Origin of the sequence: Vibrio sp. 1731 (genome assembly GCF_033339955.1) — a bacterium.
Classification (GTDB): domain Bacteria; phylum Pseudomonadota; class Gammaproteobacteria; order Enterobacterales; family Vibrionaceae; genus Vibrio; species Vibrio alginolyticus.
Map to the genome: position 1 here is coordinate 116,709 of NZ_JAWOVO010000009.1, position 25,921 is coordinate 142,629.

A 25,921-nucleotide genomic window follows, 5' to 3' on the forward strand; every position below is an offset into this window, starting at 1 on the left:
CGTAGGTGTTGCGAGCTCTTTGTCTGCTTGAATGTTGAAGATGAGTACTTCCTTTGATTTGTTGTGAATTTTCATGAACAGCCAAATGGGAGTAAGTCCCCCTTAGAAGGCAGGCTAAAGGGGAGGTGGAGGGATTAGAAATCCGCAGTAGCTGACAGCATCACTGTACGTGGTGCGCCAAGAGCTAGGTCCGCATAGTGGGTGGTTGTCCAGTAATCTTCATCCAGTACATTGTTTACGCTAAGGCGCCAAACCACGCTTGTTTCAGCAATTTTTGAGTTGTAGCGTGCGCCAAGATCAAGAATAGTCTGTGCAGGTAATGCCTGAGTGTTTTGTGCATCAATGTATTGTTCAGACATATAGTTCGCTTGGCCGATAAGCGTGAGATCACGCATCGCAGGGAGGTTCCATTCTAATGCGAGTTTAGCTTGTAAATCGGGTAGCTTAGTTGCTTGTTTCCCCTCCTCTGTCACATCTGTTGCTTTTGTAATCTCTGCATCTGTATAGGCGATACCACCGATGAGTGTATAGTCCTTTGATAGTGTGCCGTAGAACCCCCATTCAATACCGCGATTGCGCTGTTCACCACCGAAAGAAAAAATGTTGGTATCCGGATCTTGGTACCCATTTGGCTTTTTAATCTCAAATAAACTGAACGTATGAGCAAAGCCGTCCAGGTCAAGCTTCACGCCTGCTTCAGTCTGTTTGGTTTTTTGGGGTTTAAAAGCCTCTCCTGCGTTTGCAGCGCTAGAGCCTGCTGTTTTCCCATTCGTTAAGCCTTCGGTGTAGTTACCATAAAGCGAAACTGAGCTCGAAACTTTGTATAATGCTGCAAGTGCGGGAGTGTAAGTACTTTCCTTAAACTTGGTGGTAGGAAGCGACATTCCGTTCATTATTATTCCAGATTCATAATCAATGCTCTGGTAACGCAAGCCGAGCGTGATTTGGTATTTCCCATCAACAAAAGATAACGTATCGGCAATGCCATAGCTGACCTGAGTTGAATCGATAGGTAAACCATAGTAGTTGTCGTAAACTGAATTTTCTGGTCCCCAAACAGGATCATAAATATTCGAGTTCCAAGGGGCTGGATTATTATTACCTGTTGGAGAATCATTTTTATCTTCTCTAAAGTAAGTACTATTCAGTACAAGGTGGTGTTCTACTGGGCCAGTGTCAAAGTTGCTACGAACACCTATCTCACCTGAAGTCCGTTTGTTCTCAAGCTTAACTGATCCGAGAGATACCTCTAGGTTACCCTCGTTATCGATGATTTTGATTCGTTGCGGTACATTTGAATGAAAATCTGTACGGCTACCACCCAATGCGCTGTACACAGTTACAGAGTCACTAACGCTTAGCTCCCCGCGAATCATCATCCCTTTATCTTCGCTATCATTGTAGGCCCAACTTGGCGTCAATAATGTGTCAGATAGAGGAGGTGATGGGATTTTGAGACCAGAAGCGATGCTTAACCCACGGTTTGCACCTTCAACTCGCTCTGTACTGTAGTAAAAATCTGCTTCAAGGAAAGCAATGTCATTACGCCAATCAAGGCTTAATGATGCAAGTTGAGTTTTGTTGCTTTGGTTGTTTATCGCGGTGTCTCCATCTTTAAATGCACCGTTGAAACGAATACCAAATTCTTCATTTGTACCAAAGCGACGTCCAATATCGATATGTCCTCCGAATTGAGTGTCCGATAAGTAGCTGCCGGTGAAAGATGTGATTGGTGTTTCTTGTGCTCTTTTTGTCACTAAGTTGATGGTGCCACCAACAGATCCATTCGGTGGCATACCGTTGAGCAAAGAAGCAGGACCTTTAAGTACATCAATACGTTGATACATTTCAGGAGAGGTTCGGTAATAAGGAGCGATACCATACAATCCATTAAGCATAACGTCGCTAATGTCTGAGTTGAAACCTCTTATTTTGAAACTTTCTTTGTTTAAGCCGGTTTCACCGCTGGTGAAAACAGAGGGATCAGAAGCTGAGATTACATCTGAGATATCGCGTGCTTGTTGGTCTTGAATGTGTTTTTCTGTGTATCCAATCGTATTGAAAGGCGTTTCCATGAAGTTTTTGTCGCCAAGCATTCCTATATTACTCGCGTGAGAAACTTTGCCAGCGGCATAAACTCTGTTTGCTTCACCATAAACTGTCATTGATTCATCTACGACTTCTTCAGCTTGAGCGATACTAATTGGTACGACAAAAGTACTAAATTGAAGTGAAATAAAGAGGGCGATATGACATGGGCTTGGTTTGTTTTTCTGTGAAGAGTCCATCGCTATCTGATGATAGTCATGAGTCATTATAGATTCCTTTTCTTTGTTTGGGCTAGCTCACATCCGCTCTGACGTCGATTGAGTGTTGAATTACTTAAGATCCAACTCATTGTTATTAGATTTAGCTTTGGTAACCTTTTAGGATGTCTTCAATTATGATTTTCAGAGATGTGATGCTTGCTGAAGTGATGTACCAAGCATCGGCATCAACAAAAACGACGTTGTCGTTTTTCCATGCTTTGGTTTGACGGAGTAGTGGGTTTGCTAAGTGTTCCGCATCAATGACAGGCTTTCCTTCCATTACTGCTGTTCGATCAATGATGTAAAGAATGTCTGGATCAGCTTGGCTAATGAACTCGCTAGAAATTGGCTGACCATGCAAACCTGTCTCCACTTTTTCACTCGCTGGTTTTACCCCCAGAACATCGAAAACGAAGCCATAACGAGACTCAACGCCAAATGAGCTGAAAGCACCATTGTTATGCATGACAACCAAAGCTTTTTCAGAACGCTCTTTCGTAACAGCGCGCACTTCTGCGACTTTTGCATCGATTTCGGCAACTTTCTGTTGGGCTAGCTCCTGCTTTTCAAAGATCTCACCAAGCTCTACAAGGTGTTTCTTAATGGTATCGACGTGATGGTCACGACTATTACGGTAGTTGATGTCAAAATGTAAAGTCGGAGCGAGTTGAGAGAGTTCTTCATACTGATTAGCATGTAGCGGAGTCATCAATACGAGATCTGGTTTTAGGGCATAGATCTTTTCCATATTAGGCTGAACTATCGCACCAAGATCCGCTATCTCAGGTGTGTCTTTGTATTTCGCTAGAAAGTGAGGAACAAAGTCTTTCACCATTCCTGAGATTGGAACATTTAGCTGATCTAAAAAGTCCACTTCGTTCATATCTAATGCTGCCACTCGTTGAGGGCGATGAGAAATAGTAGTTGCTCCGAGATTGTGTTCAATCACGATGAGCTTTTCTAATGGCTGAGTATCTTCAATTTTAGTTATTTCCGGCTCGCAACCTGATAAGGTTCCTAGAGCGCAGCAAGCAAGCGCGATACTCAAACGTAGGGGGCTCTTAAACATGGGGTATTTCCTTTTTGTCAGTGAGTTGTCTTTAAACAGGCGAGTAACAGTTTTCATATTTGGCTTCTTGTTCTTATCGTGATGGCTAGGAAATATCCCCCACAAAGGACATTCACCAAAATAGAGACGGTGGTTTTAAAGTTAAATAAGTGCTCTACCAGAAGTTGACCAGACAAGAACATGACAATTGCAATAGCACAAGCAACGAGCAATATGTGTCTGTAGTTCGGTGCGCTAGTAACGGAATAAGCAATATTGGCAATAAAAATTCCCATAAAAGCCGTTGGGCCAATCAAGCTCGTCGAAATTGCTACTAAAATGGCGATTACAGCAAAGAACTTTGGTACATATTGCTTATCATTTAGTCCTAATGACATCGCTTGGTCTCGACCTAGACCTATCACATCTAGCTCGCGTGACCATCTGTTAGCAAAGAGTGCCAAAACGCTTAACGCAATACTGGAAAAAAGTAACGTAGAAGGTTTCGCTCGCTCAAACGAGGTATAGCTGAGCCCTTGAAGGATAGAGAATTCTCCAGGGCTTATTCTGAGCTGGATAAATTGAGCAAGAGTTGTCAGCACCATTGTCAAAACAAAGCCAATCAGCAGAACTTGGTGCATGTCATGTTTAAATCTATTGAGTACCCAAGATTGAATCGCTAAGGAATACAACAGAATGAGTATTGCAGAGACAGCGAAATTACCGACAACACCTAATGTAGCAATGCCAGAAGTGCCCCCTAGTAATAAGAGTAGGGTTTGCCAAACCAGATAAACCGACTCATATCCCATAATGGATGGCGTAAGAATACGATTACCAGCTAAAGCTTGGAAAATAACAGCAGAGATGGCCACGCAGCTGCCCCCAATAACTATGGCACCAAGTTTAATCAGCCTCTTAGGGATGACGTAATCAAAATCCCACCCAGAGCTTGTAAAGATAAAGGCGATAGACAGTATGCAAACGAGTATAATGCTCACTCGCATGTTTGAGTAATGTGATCTCATACTCGTGCTCCTTTCAAAAGAAACACAAGAAACATGACTCCCCCGATAGCACTGGCTGTTAATCCAATTGGGACTTCAAAAGGAAAGGCAACAACTCTGCCTATGACATCGCAAAAAATAAGTAACGAAGCGCCGCCTAGTGCAACGATTGGTAGGGTGTTTTTAAGGTGATCGCCATATTTTAGTGCGACTAGGTTAGGTATGACTAAACCGATAAAATGAATGGCACCTACGGTCACCACTGTTATAGCAACTGTCACGGAAACTAGCATTAGACCCAAGGCGGCAGTGAACGCAATATTAATTCCTAAGTTGGACGCAACATCTTCGCCCATTCCCATCACAGTAAACTTATGTGCATATAAGTAAGTCAGTAGGGTGATGGGTAAAATCAAGAAAATTATTTCATAGTGTTCTTGGACCACTTTGGAGAAATCTCCCATTAACCAACCGGACATACTCTGTAAGATGTTGTTTTGATAAGCATAAAACTCCGCTATAGCACTTAGTACACTACCAAACATAAGCCCAATCACAGGTATTAACGCAGAGTTACTGAATTTAATTTTTCGTACGATGGCAATGTAGATAAGGCCAGCGGCGAAGCAAAATAGTACGGCGAAGAGCATACGTTCAAGCTTGTCTGAGGATGGAAGCATGACGATAGATACCAAAATACCGAGCTTTGCCGCATCGATACCGCCTGTGGTGCCCGGCTCAACAAAACGATTTCTAACAATATGTTGAAGAATAACACCACATATTGCGAGACCAGATCCGGTAAGAATTAGTGCGATTAGCCTTGGTAATCTGCTAGCAGTAATCGGTAGCCAAGCTTTGTCATCCATGGTCAGCAATAACGACCAATCTAGTTGGTTTGCGCCGACGAAAATTGAAGTTAAGCACAGTATAAAAAACAGGCTTACTACGTGAATACTCATACAGAATCTGCCCCAAAATAAAGTGAGTTTCTCTTAACTTATGACTTGGGGATGGAATACGAATAATGAATATCTATTCGCATATAGGTTCTAAATTCCAACAAAACATAACCAAGTTATTTTTTATAAACATTAAGGTCACAATCCAGCCCTCAAAGTATCACTAGCCATACCTAAAAATTCAACGTGCTGATTTAGCTTTAAAACTGGATTAACTAGCAAAAGAAAAGTGCCGCTTTCAATGCAAAGAGAAAGAGGTTCTCGATTTAAAATTAAAATGCAAATGATAATTATTTTCATTATATCTTTGTTTTTTCGGTTAAGCAATGAGGTTCATATATGTTTCTCTAAAAAGATCAATCGCGTATAAAAAACAAGGCAATGGCTAATGCATGTGCTTTTGGGTAAGTGATTAAAAAATAAAGCCAAAGAGCATTAAGCTTTCTTATTGTTTAAGGATGTTTTTCGCTTCAGAAGCTCGTTGGTTGAGGTTTGATTTAAATGGTATGACGATAGTTTGTTCAGGAAGAGGAGTTAGTAGTGACGATGATGTCTAGATGTCGTTTGTATTTTAGGATTTATTAGATACCGCATTAAAATAGCGTCATAAAGTCGTGATGCTTCGCATCTTCAGTGTTAGCGATGTTAATGCGGTAATTTCTAATAAACTAGCGGATTAATGTCTCAACTTGCTTTTGGAGCAAAGTAAAGCTGATTCACAATTCAAAGACATCGTCAGTTGCTTTATTGTTAACCTGTGTTATTCGAGCTTACTTAGTACGTAATTCAAACCACCAACTACGGCTGCAACTTGCGCATCGTTGCATTCTTCGTCGGTCACCGTTGGGCTGTCTGGGTACACTTCCGTTGTCGTGCCGTAAACGCAATTTGTTACGCCGCCACACAGGCCCAGTTTTACCATTGGGTAGTTGATAACGCCAAACTGTACGACGGGTGAACCGATGATTTCGCCGTTTTCATCTGCTGGTGCAATGTGAGTCACTTTTGCAACTGACTCAATGACCGCTTTTTGGAAGTCAGGCTGAGGGTTTTCACTATCTCCCACCGTGTAAAAGCCATCTGGGATCATACCTTCAATGTACTCAATACCATCACGAGCAGCTAAGGCTGGACGGAACTCAGTTTCGTCAGAATCTGTCGTTTCATGTAGATCAATGTGCATTAACACATCGCCTAAAGTTGCAACTAGCTTTATGAGGTTAGCGGATTCTTCGGCAGGACTATCCTTATAGAAAGAGCGGTTTGGATCAATCGCGTTTGGATTCCAGCGGTTGATCACCTCGTAACCCCAAGGGCTTACGCAGGGGGCAACGACAATATTGAAATGCTCTGCATAGCGCTCTGCTTCCGTTTCTACAAACTTTAATGCGCCATGTACACCGCTGGTTTCGTAACCGTGCACGCCGCCTGTGACCAACACAACAGGTTTAGTTGAATCCCAATTGCGTGTTTTGATACAAAACAGAGGGAAGCGTGCCTCGTTGTATGAGAGCGCACCATATTGTTCAACATCAAAATGCCCGCGTAGGGCATCGATTTTACTGACGACTTCATCTTGGTAGCTACGTTTTACTTCTTGCGTTGCTAACCAAGCTTTACGTTCTTCTTCGGTCCAAGGTTGGCCAGGAGTACCGATCGGGTAAATGTATCCACTTTTCATCTATACTTTTTCTTTTGACTGCTGAAAGGTATCACAAGACTAGACCCGTCTTATCGTTACGGCAATATAAAACACCATTTGGGGTGGTATTCTTTGCAAAATCATCACTTTGATGAGTGATTCATTGGTGTTACATTTTGTTACTTACTCAATTTCATATAAGAGACCAAAAATGGCTGGAGCAAGTTTACTCACACTGTTGGACGATATTGCCACGGTGCTTGATGATGTCGCCTTAATGTCAAAAATGGCGGCAAAGAAAACCGCAGGTGTGTTGGGAGATGATCTAGCGTTAAACGCTCAACAAGTGTCTGGTGTTGCATCTGAGCGAGAGATTCCAGTAGTTTGGGCGGTTGCAAAAGGCTCATTCAAAAATAAATTGATTTTAGTTCCTTCAGCTTTACTTATTAGCGCGATTATTCCATGGCTTATCATGCCATTATTGCTAATTGGCGGCTTATTTCTCTGCTTTGAAGGGGCAGAGAAAGTACTTGAGAAAGTGTTTCCTCACTCGCATCCGCACGAAGAAAAAGAGGAGCTAGTTAATACTGGCGAGTCGATAGAAGAGTATGAAAGGCGTAAAGTTTCTGGTGCAATTCGAACAGACTTTATCCTTTCAGCAGAAATCATCGTGATTGCGTTAGGTACCGTGACAGGAGCCAGTCTTGTTACGCAAATTTTAGTTGTCAGTTTAATTGCAGTGATTATGACGGTTGGGGTTTATGGACTAGTCGCTGGGATTGTGAAGCTAGATGATTTAGGCCTTTACCTTGAAAGTCGCTCAAACGGTAAAGGTTGGGTGGCGAAAGTCGGAGGGGCCTTGGTCGCTTTTGCACCAAAGTTGATGAAGTTGTTAACCATTGTAGGAACTGCTGCGATGTTTTTGGTGGGTGGAGGAATTGTGGTGCACAACGTGCCAGCCATTCATCACTTTGTAGAGCCGATTATTATGAACTTTAGTGGCCATTCGGTTGCTACAGCCATTTTGCCTATTTTATTGAACGGTATTATCGGCTTTGTGGCAGGGTTAGTTGTGGTTGCGGTATGGACGATGGTTGAAAAGCTTCGTGGTCAATAATCACATCTAAAACATGAGACGATAGTAACAAGGGTCATGACTTCTTTTTACAAAAAGCATGACCCTGTTTTATAGGTGAAACGTCAGTAAAGTACTTACTTCACTTTCCACTCGATCTGTTCATTTGCTCGAATAGGCACAACGATATCATTGCCAAATGGCATCGTTTCTGGCACATCCCAAGCGGATTTTTCTAACGTTACCGTATCTGTGTTACGTGCAATGCCGTAAAAATCAGGACCGTTGAAGCTTGCGAAAGCTTCCAAGTTTTCCAACTTGCCTTCTTTTTCGAAGACTTCTGCATAAAGCTCTAGCGCTGCGTGTGCAGTGTAAGAACCAGCACAACCGCAAGCCGATTCTTTTGCCCCTTTCGCATGTGGCGCTGAGTCTGTACCTAGGAAAAACTTCTTGCTACCACTAGTTGCTGCTTCGATCAGCGCTTGCTGGTGGGTTCCGCGCTTAAGAATTGGCAAACAGTAGAAATGAGGTTTAATACCACCCACAAGCATGTGGTTACGGTTGAAAAGAAGGTGGTGGGCAGTGATGGTAGCCGCTACGTTGTCTGAGGCGTTGCTAACGAAGTTTGCTGCGTCGGCGGTGGTGATATGTTCTAGAACGATTTTAAGATTAGGGAAGTCATTGACGATAGGAGCGAGGACGGTATCAAGGAATTCTTTTTCTCGGTCGAATATATCAATATCGTGATGTGTTACCTCCCCATGAACCAAAAGTAACATTCCTACTTCTTCCATTGCTTCTAAAACGTGATAAATGTTTTTCGCATTGGTCACACCGGAATCTGAGTTTGTGGTAGCGCCTGCAGGATAAAGCTTGGCAGCAACAATGTTTCCGGTGGCTTTAGCCTTACGTACTTCGTCTGGTGTCGTGTTATCTGTAAGGTAAAGCGCCATTAAAGGCTCAAACTGCTCGCCATGTTGCTCTTTGAGAATTCGGTCACGGTAGGCTAGGGCGAGCTCAGTTGTAGTAACAGGTGGGACGGTATTTGGCATAATCAGCGCACGGCCATTGTAGCGGCTGATGTCGCGAACGGTGTCTTTAAGAACTTCCCCATCGCGTAAGTGAACGTGCCAGTCGTCAGGACGAGTGATAGTCAGTGTTGTCATTAATTGCTCCCACCATTGAAAAGTTGTCTGATTGGAGCCTAAGCGCCGTATTTGCTTTTGAGCAAACGCTTGCGCTTAGGCGACAGGATGATAGAGGAATTACCCTCATATTTCATCCCATTTTTCAATTTTATAAAGAGTGAGAGTGTAAGTGGTTACTTCATTGTTAACCAAAGCGCGTGGATCGTACCTGGTAGAAAGAAGAAACACGTCAATATTAGATTAATCAAAAAGTCTTTATTTAGACCTTTCTCCATAAACACCGCGACAGGCGGAAGAAAGATACATAACAAAATCAGAACCAGTTTTCTTGTATCCATAATTAAGCTCCAAATCGATAAATGGGAGTAGTGATAACTTGGGTGAATTATGTGTGTCGTATCACACTTTATCAAACGGTATTTGGTCAGAACGGTGTTAAAAAACGCGAATGTTGAGTGTAGTAAATACTTGTCACTAAAACCAAATTTATAAGAATATGGTTTCGAGAAAGTTGCGATGGATGAAGAGGCAGTAGACTCTGCAACTTAATGTGATTTGAGTATACAATACCGCAACAAATAAAAAACACCCGTAGGAAGAAGGCAATGTCGCAACCCGTTTTATCCCAAATTAATGTTTTTCCGGTTAAGTCAGTTGGCGGATTATCGCTGTCGTCCGTATGGGTTGAGAAGCAAGGATTGAGCTTCGATCGTCGCTTTATGATTGCGAAAGCTGATGGCTCGATGATCACTGCGCGAAAGTATCCGCAAATGGTAACCATTAAGTCTGCCTTATTGTCCGATGGAGTGGTGTTTAGTAGTTTGGGTATGGAGCCACTTAAAATCCGTTACCAAGATTTCAAAATGCAGGAGACACCTGCAACGGTTTGGAAAGATACATTTACTGCCTATACCACGACAGATGATGCAGATGACTGGTTTAGTCGTGTTTTGGGGCAGCGCGTTGAGTTGTTATTTAGTGGTGAGCAATCGAATCGTGTCCGTGAAAAGCTAGGTCAAAACGTCAGTTTTGCTGATGGTTATCCGGTTTTAGTGATCAGCCAAGCTTCACTTGATGAGCTGAATCGAAGAAGTTCAGAGCTGCACTCAATGGATCAGTTTCGTACTAACTTAGTTGTCTCTGATACTAAGCCATTTGAAGAAGATTCATGGAAGCGCATACGAATCGGTGAGGTAGAGTTTGAGTCTCTCAAACCTTGCGAGCGCTGTATCCTGACTACGGTGAATACCCAAAGAGGCACATTCCGTGAGAGCAAAGAGCCGCTCAAAACCTTGCAACAGTTCCGTGCAAACGATGTCGGTGGTGTGTTCTTTGGCCAGAATCTTGTCGCGCGAAATGAAGGCATTATTCGTCAAGGCGATAAAGTTGAAGTATTGGAGTACAAAGAGCCGGAGTTTTACGCAGATAACTCGCCAGTGCGCATGAAGCTTACATGTGTTGAGCGTGAAGAAATTGCCCAAGACTTTGTGACCTTATGGTTAGAGCCAAACAAAGGTTCGTTGCCTAATTACTTGCCAGGACAACACCTGCCAATAGAGGTGAATATTGATAGTAAGAAAGTGGGTCGACGCTATACCTTATCATCCAGTCCTTCTCGTCCGGGTCGTTATGCTATTTCTGTAAAGCGTATCGCGGGCGGAAGAGTCTCTAACTCACTCTTAGACAACTTACAAGTCGGTGATGTTTTAGAGGCAGAACAACCTGACGGTCAGTTCCACCTTAAAACGCATGAAGCGCAGCCTCTGCTGTTACTCTCTGCGGGTAGCGGAGTAACACCAATGTTATCAATGGTGCGTTACTTAGCGGATCATAATCAGTTGGAGAACGTGGTTTTCTACCATCAATGTCGGACCGAAAATGATATTCCTTGTCGCTCAGAGTTGGAGCAGTTAAAGCGTGAGCACCCAGGGCTAGAAGTAAAAGTCTGTTTAACGCAGCCTGCCGTTGATTGGTTTGGGTTAAAAGGGCGTTTAAGTTTGTCACACATTAAGCAAATCAAAGATGTTGAACAGCGCCAAGTGTTTGTGTGTGGTCCTGATGGTTTTATGGAGAAAGCGAAAAATCTCCTGCTAAGAAAAGGGCTGCCAGAAGAAAACTACCATCAAGAAGCGTTTGGAGTTTCTTCTCTTACGTCAAAGCCAGAGAAAAGTCTCGCTATTGACTTTAATGGAACTAAAGTCGTAGGCAACAACCAAAAAACGTTGTTAGATCAGCTCGAGGATGCTGGGAAGGTTGTTAGCAATAGCTGTCGTGCTGGCTTATGCGGCGCGTGTAAGGTTCAGCTTACGTCGGGTCAAGTACATCATCCGGACGTGCCCGCGTTGACTGATGAGGAACGTGCAATGGGAACCGTATTGGCGTGTTGTGCTGTGCCAGAGACGGACGTAACAGTAACCAACTAGGCGAGAACGTCTTTGTCCTTCGACAAAAACTGTTCCTAGACAAAAAAACGCTGCTATTTTTAGCAGCGTTTTGAGTTTTAAAGAGAGCTGAAAATATCGCTTAGTCGTAAATCGTCGGGATTGGCTGGCGTTTGTGCTGCGTTGCTTTGTAAATCGCTACCAGACGGTCACTTACTTGCTGTGGAACGGGTTTGCCCTCTAAGAAATCGTCGATTTGCTCGTAAGTTAAGCTTAGGGCATCTTCATCTGCTTTTTGTGGAGCAAGCTCTTCTAAGTCTGCTGTTGGCACTTTCTTCACTAGTTGCTCAGGTGCACCCAATGTAGCAGCCACTTCACGAACTTGGCGTTTACTTAATCCGAACAATGGTGCCATGTCACAAGCGCCATCACCAAATTTAGTGTAGAAACCAGTGATGTTTTCTGCTGAGTGATCAGTACCAAGAACAAGGCCGCCTACGTAGCCCGCGATCTCGTATTGAGCAACCATGCGAGCACGCGCTTTTACATTGCCTTTTACGAAGTCGACTTTTGCTGCATCAGTTGGTAGAAGGTCTGTGCCTTCTAATGCAACGTGAGAAGCCGAATGAAGCCCGTCAACACCTGCTTTGATGTTCACCGATACAGAATGGGTTGGCTGGATAAAAGACAGAGCGAGCTGAGCCTCATCTTCATCTTTTTGCTCCCCATAAGGCAGGCGAACTGCGATAAATTGGTAGCTATTGTTGCCCGCTTCTTCGTTCAGCTGGTCTACAGCCAACTGAGCTAAACGACCACATGTCGTTGAGTCAACGCCACCGCTGATGCCAAGAACAAGAGACTTACAGCCCGCTTCTTGCAATTTACGCTTAATAAAAGCGACACGGCGTTCAATTTCAAAATGCGGATCAATTGAAGGGAGTACGCGCATTTCGTCACGGATGGATTGTTCCATTTAGGGTTCCTTTTCCTGCAAATATTTCAGACTCTAAAGCACATTTGCTCAAATGGTGATAAACCATACAGTTGAGGCTCATTAAACGCGACTTTAGGGTCAAAAGCTGTAAAGATTAGTAGTATCATACCGAAATCATCAGATTAGAAAACTCTCTTCAACCAGGTAATCACCGGATATGAAAAAAATCGCCATTTTTGGTAGTGCATTTAACCCACCTAGTTTAGGGCATAAAAGTGTTATTGAGTCTTTGAGCCACTTTGATCTTGTGCTACTTGAGCCGAGCATTGCACACGCTTGGGGCAAGAACATGCTTGATTACCCAACTCGGTGCAAAATGGTTGACGCGTTCATCAAGGATATGGGGCTTTCTAATGTTCAGCGTTCTGATGCGGAGCAAGCTTTATACCAACCTGGACAAAGTGTGACGACCTATGCGTTGTTAGAAAAAACTCAAGAAATCTACCCAACTGCCGATATAACTTTTGTCATTGGTCCTGATAATTTCTTCAAATTTGCTAAATTTAGTAGAGCTGAAGAGATTACGGAACGTTGGACTGTTATGGCATGTCCTGAAAAAGTAAAAGTCAGAAGCACGGATATTCGCAAAGCATTGGCCGAGGGTGAAGAGATCGGTGCCTATACAACACCTTCCGTACGTGATTTATTACTTAGTAAAGGCTTATACAGAGAAACATTGTCTGGGAACTGAGAGGTCAGATTTTCATGGTCAGAGTCGTTTTATTTAGTGCATGTGCGCTGCTTGTGGTGACACAAGCTCATTCCGCGTGTAACTATTTTTCTGATCGTTCCGTGGTGTTTGAAGATAACACTCTTCCTATCTGTGAAGAAATTTTAGATTCCATCGGCGTGTTAAGTACTGAAGCATTGATTTGGTATGCAGCGGAAGCGAAGCTTGAAGGACCAACAGAAAACTATTGGGAGGAGTGGGCGATTAAGCCGGAAGAGACCCCACTTCTAACTCAAAACTTAGAAAAGAATTACTTTGGTCTTGGTTTTTGGATGCCGGAAGAGCTCCGAGACGAAGAGAGTAAAATGGATACAGAAGAGTGGCTTCGTAGTCACGGGTTGATGTTCAGCGTTGGTTTTGGTGATAAATCAGACGGACAGCCAAGAATGCGGTTTGATTATCGTTGGCACGAATATTATGACGCTGACTGGATGATGCAGATAGAAGTACCTTTCTAGACATCTCAAGCAAATGAAAAAAGGGCGTACATTATCAATGTACGCCCTTTTTGTTTTAATCTACTTTCTGTGTCCGTAATGCTGAAGACGTAGCTTGTTGAAGAGCAAGTTATAGCGCTTCTCCAAAGACTAAAAAGCAAAGCTGTTCATATTCTTCGGTGTTACCAGCAAAAAGAGAGTCAACAATTTGCTCTTCCTTCTTCCCCGACAGTTTCATTTTTCTTGCTTCACGTAGTGTTAGTACCAAGCAAAGCTCTTTAGAAATATTCATGTCACAGCCAGGAGTCCATTGATTGATGGTTCTCGTTAACGTTGAGTGCGCTAGTTTAGGAGACAGCGTCAATACTTCATGTCTTACTATTGTCAGTAGATCGGTTTGCAGATCCGAGCGTTCGGCAGTTGTTGCTAGCTTCTCGACGAGCGCTTTTAGTAGCGGTGAAGGCTTCACAAAGCCCGCCTGTTGTGAGAAGTCGTCATTTAAACGCACAGAAAAATCACAACGATATACACGAGAATTAGGTAAAAAGGTGAGGGAGCTCAAACATCCTTGAGGAATCCAAAAATATTGGCCTGGTTCAATGGCATACTCCTGCTTACCCAATTTAATGACGGCTAACCCTTCGATGACAGATAGTAGACTGTGCTTCAGTGCTTTTTTACGCGCAGCTACATCAAGAAAGGGGTATTTAGCGTCGTGAAATTCAATTGCGTAGTTCATTATGAGTACCAGTGTTTTTTGGCGCTAAGGGTAACGTTAAACCCATACGATTCCAACCTGCTGAGAGAATTTTTTAGCATGATAAATGGTGGCTTAACTGGTATGACCATGTTAAAAGTATGGGTTGAAATGCTGCTTGTCAGCAAAACTATGCGTAAAATGTGCCAGCTTTTTTTGATATGTAATGAACAATGACAGCCAATACCGATCCTTATATTGAAATTCGTCCTTACAACGACGAAGAAATTCCAGCAGCGCTGGATCGTCTAATCCAAGATGATGAATTTATCACTGCTATCCTAGAACATCGCTTTGCTAATAAAGCAGCGTGGTTCAAAACGCTAATGAGCCCGATCCTGCGAATCTACCTGAAAGCCAAGTGGAGCAAGCTTGATTCTGTCGAAGCAATTCAGATTGAAGTGAAGAAGTATCTGAAAGATACATTGAATAAGACAACGGATGGCGTCACTTTTTCTGGTTTGGATAAGCTGGATAAAAACACGTCATACCTATTCGTTTCTAACCACCGTGATATTGCGATGGACCCTGCGCTCGTAAATTATGGCTTGTACCAAAGTGGGCACCGTACAGTTCGTATAGCGATTGGCGATAACCTGCTGAAGAAGCCATGTGCGACAGAATTGATGCGACTCAATAAGAGCTTCATCGTTAAGCGCTCTGCTAAGGCGCCTAGAGAAATGATGAAAGCATTGGGACAACTGTCAAGCTATATCAAACATTCGCTTGATACTGGCAATTCAATTTGGATTGCCCAAAAGGAAGGTCGTGCTAAAGATGGAAACGACTTTACTGATCCTGCGATTTTAAAAATGTTCCATGTTGAAGGTCGTAAACAAAAAATCAGTTTTGGTGAGTACACGCGTTCTCTGAAAATCGTTCCTGTCTCGATTGCCTATGAAAATGATCCATGTGACATTGCCAAAGCAAAAGAGCTGTACGAAAAAGCAGAAAATGGCCGCTATGAAAAAGGCGAATTTGAAGATATCGAAAGCATCATTCAAGGTATCGTTGGCTATAAAGGCCGTGTACATGTTGCGTTTGGTGATGTGATTGAGCAAGAGTTTGAAACGCCGGAAGCTCTTGCTGGTGAAATCGACCGCCAAATTCACAACAACTACAAATTGTACCCAATCAACTTGTTAGCTGCTGGGCATGAAGATTCGAGCATCATTACGGAAGCGGTTAAGCGTCATCTCGCGGATAAGTTGGATCAGCTACCTGAAGGCGCAAGACCTTATTTGGTGGCGAGCTATGCCAATCCTGTGAATAATCAATAGTAACTTTCGTCACTGAACTCGTTGATTCAGAATGCCTTAAAGCCTCGGTCTGCCGGGGCTTTTGTTTATCTGCTCTTTAAGGTGCGACGGCGCCACCAAGGGTTAAATTGCTGGGCCATTTTGTGATCCTGTTACCACCTAAATAGATATTCCCTTTCACCGTCATTGTGTCTGGAAATACTTTCAGCGCTGATCCTCCAATATAAAGATTACCATCAACCACCAATCCTTCAGGAAGATCAGAGATAGGAGTGCGAATAACACTTAGATCACCTTTTACTCGAAGTTTAGCTGGAAGCGCTTTTAGCGGTGTATCTGTCAGATTTAGGTAACCGCCTAGTTTGATGCCTTTAGGCCAGTTTTCGATCTTACTACCTAGTAGGTTTGCATAGCCTTTTATCTTTGTTCCTGAGCGAATAACTTTGAGTGCGCTGTTAGTTGCTTCCAGACTGCCTTCAACATCAAGCTCTTTAGGCAAGGTTTTGATAGGGGTTTGTGAGATGTTTAAGTTGCCCTTTACCACTAGGCCAGAGGGTAGTTGGGTGTAAGGCTTGTTTCTAAGATCAAGATTGCCGTAATTATCGATGTGACCAAACTTAGAATAGTAATCTAGCTCATATGCCAAAGGAGACGAGCAGAGCAGGATTGAAGTAAGGCATAGGGAAACAAAACGCATAGTCAAAGATTTAGTTAAATACCGAGATCAACAGGTGCTTATCTTATACTTAAATAAACCTATTATGCATTTTTTGCTCACAGTTTTTGATTCATAACTTAAATATTCAAATTAGAGATGCACGCTAAAAGTGTGCGCTTCTTTACTGCGCTAAGTAACTTCAAGCTTACTAAAATGAGATAAATTAAATGATTGAATGTGAAGCAGACCCAAGTGTAGAGGTGAGAAAAATATCAGTAGATATTTGAATAATATGAGATTCTTCCAAGAACTTCACAAGGGTCCTTGTTAGTATTATTGAGGTTTGAGGGAGATTTTCATGAAGTTAAAAAGTGTATCTATTTTTACCGCTGGTGTTTTTGCAGTACTGCTGTCGGGTTCCGTTTTTGCTAAATCATACAGTACACCAGAAAACAAAGCGCTAATAGTTGCTGACGGTAAGGTAGGTCAGCGTATCTGTTACTACGATGATAAAGCCTACACCACAGGGGCCGTGATTAATGTTGAAGGCGTATTACTGATGTGTGCCGCTGAGAACGATTTTGAAACCAATGGCTCGTTAAAGTGGGTCGTGTTCAAAAAAGATAAATAAACGCGCCGAAGTTGTCTGTTTCATTTAGAGCGGTTTAAGATTAAGAGATTGGAAAAATAAAAAGCGAGCATCATGCTCGCTTTTTTCATTAACGCGCGAGTGAGCGAGTTTTTAATTCAAAGATAAGTTTTTCAGCACTTACTTCAAATTTGAATCGAGCCGTCGCTTGGTTCGATTCTTCGGTTATTTCTGAAACATTGTATTCAACATCAGCACATACTGATTTAGCGAGCTCGATGTATTTTTGTAGTTCAGACTCTAGCTCTGTTTTTGTCTGTGCGAAAACCGTTACGTCGGCAACTTCGTCACCTTCTTTGATGATAAAGCCTATCTCGCCAGCACAGCCGCAGGCCTCACATACTTGGTTTTTTTCTAATTCGACACTCATAACGAATCCTCTTGTAAATACTAAGGGTATTCTATCAGGTATTTGATCTGTATCTACAAAAATGACGACTTTTGCGTAAAAAAGGAACAGAATAGGCACTTGTTAAGTAAGGGTTAAAGATTGGATTACTAAATCATCAAGAACGTTAATGTGATATATATCAACATTTAAAATCAATTAACGAACATAGTGACGAGATTTTGCTCAGTCCAGTTGAACTAATGGTTAATTTATAAGACTATTTCTTGATTGATTATTTTTAATAATTATCATTCTTGGTCTTTGAATAGTTTCGATGAATAATTGGCGCAAGGTTTTGATGAGACTAACTTTTCGCCTTATTTTGAGTAGCATGTATTGACAAAAACATAACTGAAAATTACACATTACGCAGTGTAAAGACGTTATGGTTTGGAACTCGACATGATATTAAATAGTCGCAATACATATACCCAAAGCGCTTTCAAGTGCAGCGTTTAGCAACCTGATTTCTAGGTTTTCGCTAATCGAACCGCATCGGCGAGCCGGGTATAATGCTAAGAATGATTTCATTCTGGCCTCATTTAATAGTGAGTTAGATGGATTTACAAAGAGAAGAGCTTAAAATATGCCAAAGCGTAGTAAAGAAGATACCGAAATCACTATCCAAAAGATCATGGATGCCGTTATTGATCAGCTACTCAGATTAGGTTACGACAAAATGTCGTACACGACGCTAAGCCAGCAGACAGGTATATCGCGTACCGGTATTAGCCATCACTTCCCTAAGAAAACGGACTTCACCGCCGCACTGGATGGCCGTATCTTTAAAATGTTTATTGAACACTTAGAGTTTGATAAAGGATTAAATGCATTTTCACAAAGTTGGATTAAAGCGCTGGAAGATGCTGAGTTCCTCGCGATTTTACGACTGCTATTCCATCACATTGTCACCGCTGAAAATGCGCAAGAATTTGCTGCTAATGGTATTGACCGCTTATACAAAATGGTTGAAAGCCAGTTTGGTGCGGGTGGTGACAAAGAGCTTGAGTGGTTGATTGGTCGTTCATTGATCCAAATGAGCAAGTAATAGCGTTTAAAGCAACAAATTCTGCCAATATAAAAGCAAAGGCCCGCAACTCTCATATTGCGGGCCTTTGTCGTATCAAAGTGTTTTCGAGACGGCTTTAGAGGAGATACGCTTTATGCTGCGGCATGCACTTGAGGGAAGTCTAGCGTCGGATGTTTTGTCACAATAGAGCGATAGCCATAAACTTGTTCAATGCGCTCTGACGTTAGTGCATTCCATGGCGTGTCATCACAAACTAGTTTCCCGTTATGCAAGAGTACAAGGCGGTCCGCGTACTGAGAGGCTAGATTCAAGTCATGTAACACCACAACCACCGCAGCGTTCTGTGCTTTTGCCGTTTCACGAGCAATTTTTAACGTGTTGTGTTGATGGGCGAGATCCAACGCTGAGGTAGGTTCATCAAGCATTAAGATTCGTTTTTCGCCAGATTGATGTAGTTGTGTCATCACTCGTGCTAGATGCAGTCGTTGCTTTTCTCCACCAGATAAAGACGGGTACAGGCTTTCTGCTAAATGCAATACGTCGGTTTGTTCCATGTAATGTAAAGCCAGTTTAGTGGTTTCTTTATTGGACAGTGATAGCGGTATTGCCCCCAGCTCTACTACTTCTCTGGCTAGAAATGGGAAGGTTAAGGTGCTGTGCTGCGGGAGCATTGCAATATGTTTGGCGCTTTTTTCAGGCTCCCAATCATGCTTTTGTTTACCGAAGTAGGTGATGTGATGATTCGAAGAGATCTCACCGCATAGAAGCTTGAGTAAAGTACTTTTACCTGCGCCATTGGGGCCGAGTAGGGCGGTCACTTCACCAGCTCGGATATCAATGTTGATGTCATCGAGCACCACACGGTTGCCATATGTCATCGAAATGTTTTTCCCCGATAAAACGATCTGGTTCATTACAAAATCTTCCCTTTTTGCTGGAACAATAAGTAGATGAAAAAGGGCGCGCCAATTAATGCGGTCACGATTCCAACTGGTAATTCAGCTGGTGCCACGGCAACACGAGCAAACATATCTGCGGCAGTAAGAAGCAGTGCTCCCATTAAGGCAGATATTGGTAATAGCGTTCGATGGTCAGGCCCAGCGAGCATGCGCCCTAAGTGAGGAATCACGAGCCCAATAAAGCCAATTGCACCACTGATGCTCACCGTAATACCAACACCCAGTGCAGAAAGTAAAATAAGCTGACGTTTGAGTTTTTGAACCGGAACTCCTAAGTGTCTTGCTTCTGATTCCCCTAACAACAGAGCATTCAGCGCCATCGACTTCTTCTGAAACCAGAGCAATAGTATGACGAGTGTTACAGCAGATAGAGCAATCCCTGACCAATTTGCACCAGCTAATGAGCCCATCGACCAAAGCGTCAAATCTCGCAGCATCTGATCATCTGCGATAAAGTTCATGTAGCCAATCGCAGCACCCGAGAGCGCGCTGATGGCAACGCCGGCTAACAACATAATTGTAACTGAGGTACCAAACTTACTTGTGCCGAGTTTATAAACGAGAATAGTCGTTAGTGCACCGCCAATGAAAGCAAAAAGAGGCAGAGCCGCTAAGTTCATTAGTTGCGGATAGTTTTGGCTAAATTCAGCAAATACAACAATAGCGAATGCACCACCAAGAGCAGCGCCAGCAGACACACCAATGATACCAGGCTCGGCTAATGGGTTACGGAACAAGCCCTGCATAACCACACCACAAATTGCCAAAATGGCGCCGATGAACATACACAAAATGGTGCGAGGCAATCGGATTTCGTTAATGACCAACTGAATGTGAGGAGCGAGATCAGAACTGCCTCCCGTTAGGCTACGCAAACTGTCAGCAAAGCTAATGTTCATTGGGCCAACGGTAATAGAGGCGATAGCAATAAATGCTAAAAATCCACTAAGCACTGATAACGTCGTTGAAAGGGGGATGCGTCTTAACAACATGTCATGTCTCTATGGGTAAAGCAGTGCATTCAAGCGTTTAGCTTCTGCAAGGCTTTTAAGGCCCAAACCACCTACCAGAGCATGGCCATCAATCGTTATGATGTCTTTGTTCTTTCCAGCGGGTGTTGCAGCAAGAAGCGGCATTGCTTTTAAAATTGCATCGGCACCACCCAACGTTTCATAGCTGCGACCACTAACAAGAATCACGTCAGGCTGCATCTCTACCATCGCTTCTGTGGATAGAGGCTTGTAAGACGAGAGTTGTGTAGCGGCTGGGTTTTGTCCGCCGGCGAGTTGAATAATTGCATCGGGTGTCGTTTGTGAGCCCGCAACATTTGCAGGTCGCCCTTCATGGATCAGCAGAAAGAGCACTTTCTTTTTCTTCGCTTGATCAGGTTGGTTTGCATTGAGTGCTTGTACTTGCGCCTGGACATCTTGCTTTAAGCTTTCAGCTTGAGCTTTGCGATCCATAAGGTTCGCAATTTGATCAATACGTTGATAAAGGCCCTCGACATTTGCATCAGTATTAACGATTTCTACCTCTACGCCAGCCGATTTCAATTGGTTCAATGTTGTTTTCGGCCCCATCTCATCAGAACCAATGACTTTTGTCGGACGTAAGGCGAGCAACCCCTCCGCTGAAAGACGACGATGGTAGCCCACTTTAGGCAGTTCCATTTCTTTTGGTAATTGACTGGTGACGTCGATAGCAACCAAGCTATCTTTAGCGTCGAGTTCAAGCAAGAGTTCAGTGACGGCGCTGCCTGCGCTAACAACGCGCTCTGAGGATGGCGTTTCATTGGCAAAAAGTTGACTACTCGCAAGTAGGGAAATGGCTGCCGTGACAACAGCATGAATAGTGATGCGTGTGTTCTTCATTTTGAAAGGATCTCTATCTTACTTATTTTTATGATGGCTCTTCAGTGAGTAACTGAGTAGCTTGAATTCCGTTTTCTTGTAAAAAGCCGAGAAGTTGTACTAGCGACTGAATATTCGCGGTTTTTTCTGCTCCAATTACAATTGGTTTATCGCTTGATTTACTCTCTTCTAACAGCGCGAGGGTAAAGTTATCCCAATCGATGTATGTCTTGCCGTTAATAGCCCAGTAAGGCTCGTCTTTAAGAATATTTACCGTGATGGATTGCTTATCGACATCTGCAACAGCCTGAGATTCTGTGCTCGGTAAATTGACGTCTAATGAATCGAGTTTGACCGCCGCGGTTAACATCAGGAAAACCATGACGATAAAAATAATGTCTAACAGCGGTGTTAAATCGGGGGTTAAACCGTTACGACTATTTTCTTGTGGTGTTTTAATCATTGACTTGCGGCCTCAATCTTCCCAGAAGAGCGCAGTGTTACTTTTGAGTGGTCTGGCGAGACATGCTGTAACGATATACCTTCAAGCCATAAGTTGACGTAGTTTAAAGTGTGCTCAAGCTTGGCGATTACACGATCCGCCCACAAACCAATGATCTGCGCTCCTGAAATAGCAGGAAGTGCGATAATGAGACCCGCGGCAGTGGTGCGCATAGCAAGACCTAGGCCGTCAGCCAAATCATTCGGAGTGATATTCCCCGTTGAAACCGCGATGCCTTTGAACATGTCAATTAGGCCAAGTACCGTACCAAGCAAGCCAATTAAAGGACTGATGACACCAATCAGCGTCAGCAAACGAAGGCCGGAATGCAGCTGATGGCGTTTTTCTTGCAGCCAAATACCTGCGGCATCCTCTCTTAAAGATTTAGAGAAAGAATGATGAGCAAGCAACATCGCAACACCACGGTACAGAAGCGGCCGCTTATTCGACAACTCTTCAGCAAGTGCTTCAAGTTCGCTCCCATTTGTTGGGTCTAATCCTGTGAGCTTTTGGCGAATGGCTCGCTTTCCTACACCAAGGCTAATTAACACATGGAATAATCGCTCGGCGATGATCATCACGGTTAGAGCTGAGCAAATGATCAAAGGCCATGTCATCAGCCCAAATTGAGTTTGTAATTCTTGTAGTTGTTCCATTATCCATCCAACTTAAAACGAACAGGTACTTGTACTCGGTGAGCGACTTTTAGCCCACCTGAAATATGTGGTGTAAATTGCCACTGTTTGATCGCACGAAGTGCTGAGGCATCTAGCGACTCTGTGCCGGAAGACTCAATCAAAACCTGTTTAATCTGGTTACCATTCTCATCTAGCCATATCTCATACAAGGCTACACCTTCAATACCACGTCTTTGTGCAGACCTTGGGTAACGGGGTTGTGTTGGTTGACTCACAAACGTTGGTTTGTCGACCAAGACAGGCTGAGACGTTGCCCCTTTGGATTGGCTCGCAGGTGCGGATTGTTGAGCTACCGTCTCTTTCTTCACTGGTTCCGTTTTTTTCTTTGGTTTCGCTTCGGGCTGAACCTTTTGCTTTGTTACGGTTTTGGTGGGCTCGACCGCTTTAGGTTTAGATTGTTTAACCGGTTCAGGTTTTTTCTCTACTACCTTTTTCTTAACAGCGTCTTTCTTGACGACCTGTTTTTTTACAATCTTCTTTTCTGGTTCAGGTTGGTCTTGAGGCTGCTGCTCTTTTGGTGGTGCTACATTTTCTGGTGTAGATTTTTCGACAGCTGGAGGAGCAGACACAAGATTTAGACTTACCGAACTTGCTGGGTTTCCAGCCGGCATCGCGAACACCTTTGTCTCTTGAGAAACAAAAAGAAGTGCGGCATGGATGGCAAGGGAAGCACCTCCTGCAATGACATATCTTTGTACGTTCACGCAATATCTCGGGAAACTATGAAAACTTGGGCAGATTATTACTTACAATGGAAATAAGATCAATTATCAATTGCATTATCATTACGCTCAAATTATGATTCTTGCAGAATTTTCAAGATCAGCTTCCATCCCTTACATGATGGGAGTTAAGCGAGTATATATGAGCGTCGATATCGATAAGCTTGATGAATCAGTGTTGGGCAGTGATAGTCCTGATCCATTGCGATTTGCTTTTGTTAAGAAGCATTCTGCACATGCCGGGGGAGCGAGCGTACCTGTGCCCTCGTCTCAACAACAGGCGATTTTTTCGAGTATTACGGCTAACTCAATTAAAGCGACCAATAAGCGCTGTCTTTATATTCATGTTCCGTTTTGTCGCGTTCGTTGCACTTTTTGTAACTTCTTTCAAAATGCTGCAAGTCGCACACTGGTTGATGAGTACTTTGAAGCATTAATGCAGGAGCTTAGAGAGAAAGCGGCATTACCTTGGACACAAAATGGTATTTTTCACGCCGTATATATCGGGGGCGGAACGCCAACGGATTTATCTCCAATACAGGTTCGTGTGTTAGGCCAGGCTATCCGAGACCACTTTCCTTTGGCCGCAGACTGCGAAATCACCTTAGAAGGTCGCATCAATCGTTTTTCTGATGAGTTGTATCAAGGCGCTTTAGACGGTGGGTTTAATCGTTTCTCTTTTGGTGTGCAAAGTTTTAATACACAAGTGCGCCGCAGCGCAAAACGTTTAGATGATAGAGAAGATGTCCTCAAACGGGTGAGCGAGATCGCCAAAGAAGACAAAATTCCGGTCATTATTGATTTACTCTATGGCTTACCTTATCAAACCAAAGAAGTGTTAGAGCAAGATTTAAATGATTTCCTCTCGACTGGCGCACACGGACTGGACTTGTATCAGTTAGTGGTTGGTGGGTCAGCTCCCATGCTCAACCTCGTAGAAAAGGGAAAAATCCCGCCACCTGCGACCACACCAGAAAAAGCGGGAATGTATGAGCTCGGTGTGAACTTTATGGCCAAACACCATATGAAGCAACTTAGTGTGAACCATTGGGCAATCGATAACCGCGAGCGTAGTTTATACAATAGTTTAGCCAAGACTTATGCAGAGGTATTGCCAATTGGCTGTGGTGCTGGAGGTAATATCGGTGGCTACGGGATGATGCAACACCGCACACTAGAGACCTATATTAAAGCGGTCAAAGAAGGTCAAAGCACCATCGCGATGATGATGAAGCAAAGCCCTCTAGAACCACTTTTTTCTGCACTCAAATCTGCGTTTGACCGTGGCATTGTTCAAGCAAATCAACTTCCATCATTTATGGGAGAGGACGCGTTCGGGTTTTTATTGCCTCTATTTAAAGTGTGGCAAGCGAAAGGCTTAGTACAACTACATGAACGTAGCGCAGTCCTTACTCTTGCAGGCAGCTTCTGGGCTGTGTCATTGGCTCAAAGTTGTATTCAGGTACTCACGTCAGAGATGAACGAAACCGTACCGAAAGCATCCAATAATTAATGAAAACAAATTGAACAAAAACGGAAGACACAATGGAATCAATCAAGCAACAAGTTGAAGTATTACTAGAGCAAGAACCACAATTATTGCCAGCTGCGATGGCAGAGCGTCTTGGCATTTCCGAGTTTGAGGTTGTTGCGGCTCTACCTCAGGAAATGGTGGCTATTGCACCAGGAGAGCAAGCGCAAAGCATCTTAGAAAGTTTGGTTGGTTTTGGCCCGGTGACGACCATCGTCCACTCTTTTGGTTCTATCTTTGAAGTTAAAGCGCCGTTTCCAAAAGGAAAAGTGGCGCGTGGCTATTACAATTTAATGGGTAGAGAAGGTGAACTGCACGGCCACCTTAAATTAGATAACGTTAAAAATGTCGCATTAGTCAGTAAACCGTTTATGGGTAGAGAGAGTCACTATTTTGGTTTTTTCTCAGAGTGCGGAAGCAATATTTTCAAGATTTATTTAGGCCGTAACGAAAAGCGCGAGTTGATTGAAGAGCAAGTCACCGCATTTCGCGCCCTACAAGCCGAATTAAAAAAGTAATCACAAACATAATCGAGGCTTAACTCGAATACTAATTAGTAAAGTCAGGTATCAATATGGATCAACAAGTTAAACAAGAGCGTTTGCAAGGTCGTTTAGGGCCAGAGATCAAAGAGTTTCGTCAGGAGCGCCGTACACTTCAGCTTGCAACTGTCGATGCAGAAGGTCGCCCGAATGTAAGCTACGCGCCTTATGTCCAAAACCAGGAAGGTTATTTCGTTCTCATTTCTAAAATCGCTCGTCATGCCCGTAACCTTTTAGAAAATCCAAATGTTTCATTGATGATGATCGAAGATGAAGAGTCTTCAAAGCAGCTGTTTGCTCGTAAGCGCTTAACTTTTGATGCGGTAGCAAATGTAGTTGAGCGAGACACAGAGATGTGGCAACAAGTTGTTGGACAAATGAAAGAGCGTTTTGGTGAGATTATTGATGGTCTAAGCCAGCTAGAGGATTTCGTTTTGTTCAACTTAAAGCCAGAATCGGGGCTATTTGTTAAAGGTTTTGGTCAGGCGTATCAAGTGTCTGGTGATGATTTAGTCGATTTTGTTCACCTTCAAGAAGGTCACAAGAAAGTCGAAAGTGCCTGATTGTAAACCGATCATATGAATGTCGATCATTTGGCATAATGAACGTTTAAAGGGAGTTAGGTTATACTGACTCCCTT

27 protein-coding genes are annotated in these 25,921 nt (G+C 43.3%); 10 read left to right on the plus strand and 17 right to left on the minus strand.

The features are described from left to right. Window positions 1–134: 134 nt before the first annotated feature. From R7035_RS12665 to R7035_RS12685, 5 genes are all read right to left on the minus strand, one after another. On the minus strand, window positions 135–2,315 hold the full coding sequence (locus R7035_RS12665) for a TonB-dependent receptor (RefSeq protein WP_318146155.1): 2,181 nt from the start codon (window positions 2,313–2,315) through the stop codon (window positions 135–137). A gap of 94 nt (window positions 2,316–2,409) precedes the next feature. Continuing rightward, a complete protein-coding gene (locus R7035_RS12670; RefSeq protein ID WP_054701806.1) occupies window positions 2,410–3,378 on the minus strand; it encodes a siderophore ABC transporter substrate-binding protein in 969 nt (322 codons plus the stop codon). A gap of 53 nt (window positions 3,379–3,431) precedes the next feature. Then, complete coding sequence (locus R7035_RS12675; protein WP_053307879.1) at window positions 3,432–4,385, minus strand: iron chelate uptake ABC transporter family permease subunit; 954 nt, start codon at window positions 4,383–4,385, stop codon at window positions 3,432–3,434. Then, a complete protein-coding gene (locus tag R7035_RS12680) occupies window positions 4,382–5,326 on the minus strand; it encodes an ABC transporter permease (RefSeq protein ID WP_033906772.1) in 945 nt (314 codons plus the stop codon). The genes R7035_RS12675 and R7035_RS12680 overlap by 4 nt, the downstream gene beginning before the upstream one ends. A 760-nt stretch (window positions 5,327–6,086) precedes the next feature. Continuing rightward, window positions 6,087–7,007, minus strand: a complete 921-nt coding sequence (locus tag R7035_RS12685) for a M14 family metallocarboxypeptidase (protein ID WP_054578652.1) — start codon at window positions 7,005–7,007, stop codon at window positions 6,087–6,089. Between the two features lie 172 nt (window positions 7,008–7,179). Between R7035_RS12685 and R7035_RS12690 the strand changes: the two genes are divergently transcribed. Then, on the plus strand, window positions 7,180–8,085 hold the full coding sequence (locus R7035_RS12690) for a DUF808 domain-containing protein (RefSeq protein WP_062730918.1): 906 nt from the start codon (window positions 7,180–7,182) through the stop codon (window positions 8,083–8,085). Window positions 8,086–8,180: 95 nt separating this feature from the next. Here the strand turns inward: R7035_RS12690 and pyrC are convergent, their stop codons facing one another. After that, a complete protein-coding gene (gene pyrC / locus R7035_RS12695) occupies window positions 8,181–9,209 on the minus strand; it encodes a dihydroorotase (protein ID WP_053350086.1) in 1,029 nt (342 codons plus the stop codon). A gap of 155 nt (window positions 9,210–9,364) precedes the next feature. Continuing rightward, window positions 9,365–9,529, minus strand: coding sequence for a YqaE/Pmp3 family membrane protein (locus R7035_RS12700; RefSeq protein ID WP_005375297.1), 165 nt, complete (start codon window positions 9,527–9,529; stop codon window positions 9,365–9,367). 267 nt (window positions 9,530–9,796) lie between these two features. On the opposite strand from R7035_RS12700, the gene R7035_RS12705 reads away from it, so the two are divergent. After that, on the plus strand, window positions 9,797–11,614 hold the full coding sequence (locus R7035_RS12705; protein WP_064354885.1) for a hybrid-cluster NAD(P)-dependent oxidoreductase: 1,818 nt from the start codon (window positions 9,797–9,799) through the stop codon (window positions 11,612–11,614). A gap of 100 nt (window positions 11,615–11,714) precedes the next feature. On the opposite strand, the gene nadE is transcribed toward R7035_RS12705, so the two are convergent. Continuing rightward, complete coding sequence (nadE, locus tag R7035_RS12710; protein WP_005375299.1) at window positions 11,715–12,545, minus strand: ammonia-dependent NAD(+) synthetase; 831 nt, start codon at window positions 12,543–12,545, stop codon at window positions 11,715–11,717. A gap of 178 nt (window positions 12,546–12,723) precedes the next feature. On the opposite strand from nadE, the gene R7035_RS12715 reads away from it, so the two are divergent. Continuing rightward, window positions 12,724–13,257, plus strand: coding sequence for a nicotinate-nicotinamide nucleotide adenylyltransferase (locus R7035_RS12715; RefSeq protein ID WP_054578655.1), 534 nt, complete (start codon window positions 12,724–12,726; stop codon window positions 13,255–13,257). Between the two features lie 14 nt (window positions 13,258–13,271). Next, the gene (locus R7035_RS12720) at window positions 13,272–13,754 is read left to right on the plus strand and encodes a hypothetical protein (protein ID WP_005375301.1); all 483 of its coding nucleotides are present in this window, start codon (window positions 13,272–13,274) and stop codon (window positions 13,752–13,754) included. A gap of 109 nt (window positions 13,755–13,863) precedes the next feature. On the opposite strand, the gene R7035_RS12725 is transcribed toward R7035_RS12720, so the two are convergent. Beyond that, a complete protein-coding gene (locus tag R7035_RS12725) occupies window positions 13,864–14,472 on the minus strand; it encodes an AraC family transcriptional regulator (RefSeq protein WP_318146156.1) in 609 nt (202 codons plus the stop codon). Window positions 14,473–14,663: 191 nt separating this feature from the next. Here R7035_RS12725 and R7035_RS12730 point away from each other — a divergent pair, with 191 nt between their 5' ends. Beyond that, window positions 14,664–15,770 (plus strand): 1-acyl-sn-glycerol-3-phosphate acyltransferase, encoded by a 1,107-nt coding sequence (locus tag R7035_RS12730; RefSeq protein WP_136976508.1) that lies wholly within the window; start codon window positions 14,664–14,666, stop codon window positions 15,768–15,770. A 76-nt stretch (window positions 15,771–15,846) separates the two neighbouring features. Here R7035_RS12730 and R7035_RS12735 read toward each other — a convergent pair whose 3' ends face one another. Next, window positions 15,847–16,446, minus strand: coding sequence for a hypothetical protein (locus R7035_RS12735; protein WP_170893363.1), 600 nt, complete (start codon window positions 16,444–16,446; stop codon window positions 15,847–15,849). A gap of 319 nt (window positions 16,447–16,765) precedes the next feature. On the opposite strand from R7035_RS12735, the gene R7035_RS12740 reads away from it, so the two are divergent. Continuing rightward, on the plus strand, window positions 16,766–17,038 hold the full coding sequence (locus tag R7035_RS12740) for a YnjH family protein (RefSeq protein WP_170890007.1): 273 nt from the start codon (window positions 16,766–16,768) through the stop codon (window positions 17,036–17,038). 88 nt (window positions 17,039–17,126) lie between these two features. Here the strand turns inward: R7035_RS12740 and R7035_RS12745 are convergent, their stop codons facing one another. After that, window positions 17,127–17,426 (minus strand): YfcZ/YiiS family protein, encoded by a 300-nt coding sequence (locus R7035_RS12745; RefSeq protein ID WP_005375307.1) that lies wholly within the window; start codon window positions 17,424–17,426, stop codon window positions 17,127–17,129. 607 nt (window positions 17,427–18,033) lie between these two features. On the opposite strand from R7035_RS12745, the gene R7035_RS12750 reads away from it, so the two are divergent. After that, complete coding sequence (locus R7035_RS12750) at window positions 18,034–18,495, plus strand: TetR/AcrR family transcriptional regulator (RefSeq protein ID WP_005385033.1); 462 nt, start codon at window positions 18,034–18,036, stop codon at window positions 18,493–18,495. Between the two features lie 113 nt (window positions 18,496–18,608). On the opposite strand, the gene R7035_RS12755 is transcribed toward R7035_RS12750, so the two are convergent. From R7035_RS12755 to R7035_RS12780, 6 genes are read right to left on the minus strand one after another with little or no spacing between them, the layout of a single operon-like run. Further along, window positions 18,609–19,391 (minus strand): heme ABC transporter ATP-binding protein, encoded by a 783-nt coding sequence (locus R7035_RS12755; RefSeq protein WP_005385036.1) that lies wholly within the window; start codon window positions 19,389–19,391, stop codon window positions 18,609–18,611. Further along, the gene (locus R7035_RS12760; protein WP_054578656.1) at window positions 19,391–20,428 is read right to left on the minus strand and encodes a FecCD family ABC transporter permease; all 1,038 of its coding nucleotides are present in this window, start codon (window positions 20,426–20,428) and stop codon (window positions 19,391–19,393) included. Before R7035_RS12760 ends, R7035_RS12755 begins: the two co-directional genes overlap by 1 nt. Window positions 20,429–20,437: 9 nt before the next feature. Beyond that, window positions 20,438–21,307, minus strand: coding sequence for a hemin ABC transporter substrate-binding protein (locus R7035_RS12765; RefSeq protein WP_170893362.1), 870 nt, complete (start codon window positions 21,305–21,307; stop codon window positions 20,438–20,440). A gap of 28 nt (window positions 21,308–21,335) precedes the next feature. Further along, a complete protein-coding gene (locus tag R7035_RS12770; protein ID WP_005375322.1) occupies window positions 21,336–21,749 on the minus strand; it encodes an ExbD/TolR family protein in 414 nt (137 codons plus the stop codon). Next, window positions 21,746–22,444, minus strand: a complete 699-nt coding sequence (locus R7035_RS12775) for a MotA/TolQ/ExbB proton channel family protein (RefSeq protein WP_017821236.1) — start codon at window positions 22,442–22,444, stop codon at window positions 21,746–21,748. The genes R7035_RS12770 and R7035_RS12775 overlap by 4 nt, the downstream gene beginning before the upstream one ends. Beyond that, the gene (locus R7035_RS12780) at window positions 22,444–23,190 is read right to left on the minus strand and encodes an energy transducer TonB (protein WP_064354554.1); all 747 of its coding nucleotides are present in this window, start codon (window positions 23,188–23,190) and stop codon (window positions 22,444–22,446) included. Before R7035_RS12780 ends, R7035_RS12775 begins: the two co-directional genes overlap by 1 nt. A 160-nt stretch (window positions 23,191–23,350) precedes the next feature. Between R7035_RS12780 and hutW the strand changes: the two genes are divergently transcribed. Genes hutW through hutZ form a run of 3 tightly spaced genes read left to right on the plus strand, consistent with a single transcriptional unit; the run spans window position 23,351 to window position 25,844 of the window. Beyond that, window positions 23,351–24,721: a heme anaerobic degradation radical SAM methyltransferase ChuW/HutW gene (gene hutW, locus R7035_RS12785; protein ID WP_025768508.1), complete on the plus strand. Its 1,371-nt coding sequence runs from the start codon at window positions 23,351–23,353 to the stop codon at window positions 24,719–24,721. A 32-nt stretch (window positions 24,722–24,753) separates the two neighbouring features. Beyond that, the gene (gene hutX / locus R7035_RS12790) at window positions 24,754–25,257 is read left to right on the plus strand and encodes a heme utilization cystosolic carrier protein HutX (protein ID WP_005375329.1); all 504 of its coding nucleotides are present in this window, start codon (window positions 24,754–24,756) and stop codon (window positions 25,255–25,257) included. 56 nt (window positions 25,258–25,313) lie between these two features. Next, window positions 25,314–25,844 carry a heme utilization protein HutZ gene (hutZ, locus tag R7035_RS12795; protein WP_005375331.1) on the plus strand — a complete coding sequence of 177 codons (531 nt, stop codon included), beginning with the start codon at window positions 25,314–25,316 and terminating at the stop codon, window positions 25,842–25,844. The last annotated feature ends 77 nt before the right edge of the window (window positions 25,845–25,921 follow it).

What these genes read in the sequence shown, in the direction of transcription:
- R7035_RS12665 (WP_318146155.1), bottom strand. Translation starts at nt 2,315, where the DNA reads ATGACTCATGACTATCATCAGATAGCGATGGACTCTTCACAGAAAAAC.
- R7035_RS12670 (WP_054701806.1), bottom strand. Translation starts at nt 3,378, where the DNA reads ATGTTTAAGAGCCCCCTACGTTTGAGTATCGCGCTTGCTTGCTGCGCT.
- R7035_RS12675 (WP_053307879.1), bottom strand. Translation starts at nt 4,385, where the DNA reads ATGAGATCACATTACTCAAACATGCGAGTGAGCATTATACTCGTTTGC.
- R7035_RS12680 (WP_033906772.1), bottom strand. Translation starts at nt 5,326, where the DNA reads ATGAGTATTCACGTAGTAAGCCTGTTTTTTATACTGTGCTTAACTTCA.
- R7035_RS12685 (WP_054578652.1), bottom strand. Translation starts at nt 7,007, where the DNA reads ATGAAAAGTGGATACATTTACCCGATCGGTACTCCTGGCCAACCTTGG.
- R7035_RS12690 (WP_062730918.1), top strand. Translation starts at nt 7,180, where the DNA reads ATGGCTGGAGCAAGTTTACTCACACTGTTGGACGATATTGCCACGGTG.
- pyrC (WP_053350086.1), bottom strand. Translation starts at nt 9,209, where the DNA reads ATGACAACACTGACTATCACTCGTCCTGACGACTGGCACGTTCACTTA.
- R7035_RS12700 (WP_005375297.1), bottom strand. Translation starts at nt 9,529, where the DNA reads ATGGATACAAGAAAACTGGTTCTGATTTTGTTATGTATCTTTCTTCCG.
- R7035_RS12705 (WP_064354885.1), top strand. Translation starts at nt 9,797, where the DNA reads ATGTCGCAACCCGTTTTATCCCAAATTAATGTTTTTCCGGTTAAGTCA.
- nadE (WP_005375299.1), bottom strand. Translation starts at nt 12,545, where the DNA reads ATGGAACAATCCATCCGTGACGAAATGCGCGTACTCCCTTCAATTGAT.
- R7035_RS12715 (WP_054578655.1), top strand. Translation starts at nt 12,724, where the DNA reads ATGAAAAAAATCGCCATTTTTGGTAGTGCATTTAACCCACCTAGTTTA.
- R7035_RS12720 (WP_005375301.1), top strand. Translation starts at nt 13,272, where the DNA reads ATGGTCAGAGTCGTTTTATTTAGTGCATGTGCGCTGCTTGTGGTGACA.
- R7035_RS12725 (WP_318146156.1), bottom strand. Translation starts at nt 14,472, where the DNA reads ATGAACTACGCAATTGAATTTCACGACGCTAAATACCCCTTTCTTGAT.
- R7035_RS12730 (WP_136976508.1), top strand. Translation starts at nt 14,664, where the DNA reads ATGACAGCCAATACCGATCCTTATATTGAAATTCGTCCTTACAACGAC.
- R7035_RS12735 (WP_170893363.1), bottom strand. Translation starts at nt 16,446, where the DNA reads ATGCGTTTTGTTTCCCTATGCCTTACTTCAATCCTGCTCTGCTCGTCT.
- R7035_RS12740 (WP_170890007.1), top strand. Translation starts at nt 16,766, where the DNA reads ATGAAGTTAAAAAGTGTATCTATTTTTACCGCTGGTGTTTTTGCAGTA.
- R7035_RS12745 (WP_005375307.1), bottom strand. Translation starts at nt 17,426, where the DNA reads ATGAGTGTCGAATTAGAAAAAAACCAAGTATGTGAGGCCTGCGGCTGT.
- R7035_RS12750 (WP_005385033.1), top strand. Translation starts at nt 18,034, where the DNA reads ATGCCAAAGCGTAGTAAAGAAGATACCGAAATCACTATCCAAAAGATC.
- R7035_RS12755 (WP_005385036.1), bottom strand. Translation starts at nt 19,391, where the DNA reads ATGAACCAGATCGTTTTATCGGGGAAAAACATTTCGATGACATATGGC.
- R7035_RS12760 (WP_054578656.1), bottom strand. Translation starts at nt 20,428, where the DNA reads ATGTTGTTAAGACGCATCCCCCTTTCAACGACGTTATCAGTGCTTAGT.
- R7035_RS12765 (WP_170893362.1), bottom strand. Translation starts at nt 21,307, where the DNA reads ATGAAGAACACACGCATCACTATTCATGCTGTTGTCACGGCAGCCATT.
- R7035_RS12770 (WP_005375322.1), bottom strand. Translation starts at nt 21,749, where the DNA reads ATGATTAAAACACCACAAGAAAATAGTCGTAACGGTTTAACCCCCGAT.
- R7035_RS12775 (WP_017821236.1), bottom strand. Translation starts at nt 22,444, where the DNA reads ATGGAACAACTACAAGAATTACAAACTCAATTTGGGCTGATGACATGG.
- hutW (WP_025768508.1), top strand. Translation starts at nt 23,351, where the DNA reads ATGAGCGTCGATATCGATAAGCTTGATGAATCAGTGTTGGGCAGTGAT.
- hutX (WP_005375329.1), top strand. Translation starts at nt 24,754, where the DNA reads ATGGAATCAATCAAGCAACAAGTTGAAGTATTACTAGAGCAAGAACCA.
- hutZ (WP_005375331.1), top strand. Translation starts at nt 25,314, where the DNA reads ATGGATCAACAAGTTAAACAAGAGCGTTTGCAAGGTCGTTTAGGGCCA.